At 48.6% G+C, this 2,076-nt stretch carries 4 protein-coding genes; all 4 read left to right on the top strand.

Annotation, left to right across the window (positions count from 1 at the left end):
* Window positions 1–114: 30S ribosomal protein S13 (gene rpsM, locus ACI4J0_RS07420; RefSeq protein WP_439765182.1), on the top strand; the 114-nt coding region annotated here is incomplete at its 5' end.
* 14 nt (window positions 115–128) lie between these two features.
* Window positions 129–530: a 30S ribosomal protein S11 gene (gene rpsK / locus ACI4J0_RS07425; RefSeq protein WP_178727381.1), complete on the top strand. Its 402-nt coding sequence runs from the start codon at window positions 129–131 to the stop codon at window positions 528–530.
* Window positions 531–551: 21 nt separating this feature from the next.
* A complete protein-coding gene (rpsD, locus tag ACI4J0_RS07430) occupies window positions 552–1,148 on the top strand; it encodes a 30S ribosomal protein S4 (protein ID WP_439765180.1) in 597 nt (198 codons plus the stop codon).
* Window positions 1,149–1,235: 87 nt separating this feature from the next.
* Window positions 1,236–2,076, top strand: an 841-nt coding sequence (locus tag ACI4J0_RS07435) for a DNA-directed RNA polymerase subunit alpha (RefSeq protein ID WP_439765181.1), incomplete at its 3' end; no start/stop codon positions are given.

Below are 2,076 nucleotides of genomic sequence, written 5' to 3' on the forward strand. Positions count from 1 at the left end.
TGCTACAGAGGCGTTCGTCACCGCAAGGGTCTCCCCGTAAGAGGTCAGAGAACCAAGACCAACGCAAGAACCCGCAAGGGCCCCGTTAAGACAATCGCTAACAAGAAGAAGTAAGGAGGGATTGAACAATGGCTCAGGTTAAGGGTAAAAAGACTACCATCAGAAGACGTCGTGAACGTAAAAATATTGAAAATGGCGCTGTTCATATCCAGTCCACTTTCAACAATACTATCGTAACTATCACCGATACTCAGGGCAACGCTCTCTCATGGGCGTCCGCAGGCGGACTCGGTTTCAGAGGCTCCAAGAAGTCCACTCCTTTCGCTGCTCAGACTGCTGCTGAAACTGCTGCAAGAGCTGCTATGGAGCACGGCCTCAAGACTGTTGAGGTTTACGTTAAGGGCCCCGGTGCCGGAAGAGAAGCTGCTATCAGAGCTCTCCAGACTGTTGGTCTCGAGGTAAGACTTATCAAGGATGTTACTCCTATTCCTCACAATGGCTGCCGTCCTCCCAAGAGAAGACGTGTCTAATTTTCAGGAGGTGTTATTGAAATGGCTTTAAATAAAGAACCTATCCTCAAGAGATGCAGATACCTGGGCATCAGCCCCATGGTTATGGGCGTTTCTAAGGAGTCCAAGAGAAATCCCGGCGCTAACAGCAGAAAAAAGGTTTCCGAGTATGGTATGCAGCTCAAGGAAAAGCAGAAGCTGAAGTTCATCTACGGCGTGCTTGAAAAGCCCTTCTATCATTACTTCGAGATCGCTTCCAAGATGGAGGGTAAGGCCGGTGATAACCTTATCACTATCCTCGAATCCAGACTTGACAATGTTGTTTACAGAATGGGTCTCGCTCTCACAAGACGTGAGGCAAGACAGCTTGTTACTCACAGACATTTCACTGTTAACGGCAAGCGCGTAAACATTCCCTCTTACCGCATCAAGGAAGGCGACGTTATCGCTCTCTACGAGGGAAGCCGCAGCAGCACTAAGTTTAAGGATGTTGTTGAGCAGACTGCTACAAGAGTAGTTCCCCTCTGGCTCGAGGCTGACAAGGCTAACTTCTCCGCTAAGGTTGTTCGTATGCCTAACGTTGAGGACCTCGATTACGAGACTCAGACACACCTTATCGTCGAGCTGTACTCCAAGTAATAGCTTCAAATATACTATGCACCGCTTTCTTGCGGCGCATAGGATATGTACGTTTACTAACAATGCGACTATAGGAGGGTTATACTAATGCTTGAAAAAATCGAAAAGCCGGAAATTGATACCGTTAAGCTGGATGTAAACGGCACTTACGGTATGTTCGTTCTCGCTCCTCTGGAGCGCGGCTATGGTACTACTCTGGGCAACAGCCTCAGACGTGTACTGCTCTCCTCGCTTCCGGGTGTTGCCGTTACTTCCGTGAAGATCGACGGCGTTCACCACGAATTATCCACTATTCCCGGGGTTAAGGAAGATGTTACTGAGATCATTCTTAACCTTAAAGGTCTGACTGCGAAGCTTTACGGTGAGGGTCCCAAGACCATCTATATCGAGGCTGAGGACGAGTGCGAGGTCACTGCAGGCGATATCAAGACCGATTCTGAGGTCGATATCCTTGTTCCCGATATGCACATCGCTACTCTCGGCAAGGACGCTAAGCTTTATATGGAGATCACCATCGACCGCGGCAGGGGATATGTTCCCGCTGAAAAGAACAAGCAGCTTTTCAATCTCGGTATCGATGTGATCGCAGTTGACTCCATTTACACGCCTGTACTGAAGGTAAACTTCCGCGTCGAGGATACTCGTCTCGGTCAGGTTACAGATTACGACAAGCTTATCCTTGAGGTATGGACAGACGGTACCGTATCCGCTAAGGAAGCTGTGTCCCAGGCAGCCAATCTCCTCATTGAGCATCTGAAATCATTCAGCAATCTTTCCGATGAGTCCGCTATCACCGAAATTATGGTGGAGAAGGACGATAAGGGCAAGGAGAAGATCCTTGAGATGACCATTGAGGAACTTGACTTATCAGTACGTTCCTTTAACTGCTTGAAGCGTGCGGGAATCAATACCGTTGAAGATCTGATCA

Source organism: Huintestinicola sp. (assembly GCF_051882455.1).
GTDB lineage: Bacteria > Bacillota > Clostridia > Oscillospirales > Ruminococcaceae > Huintestinicola.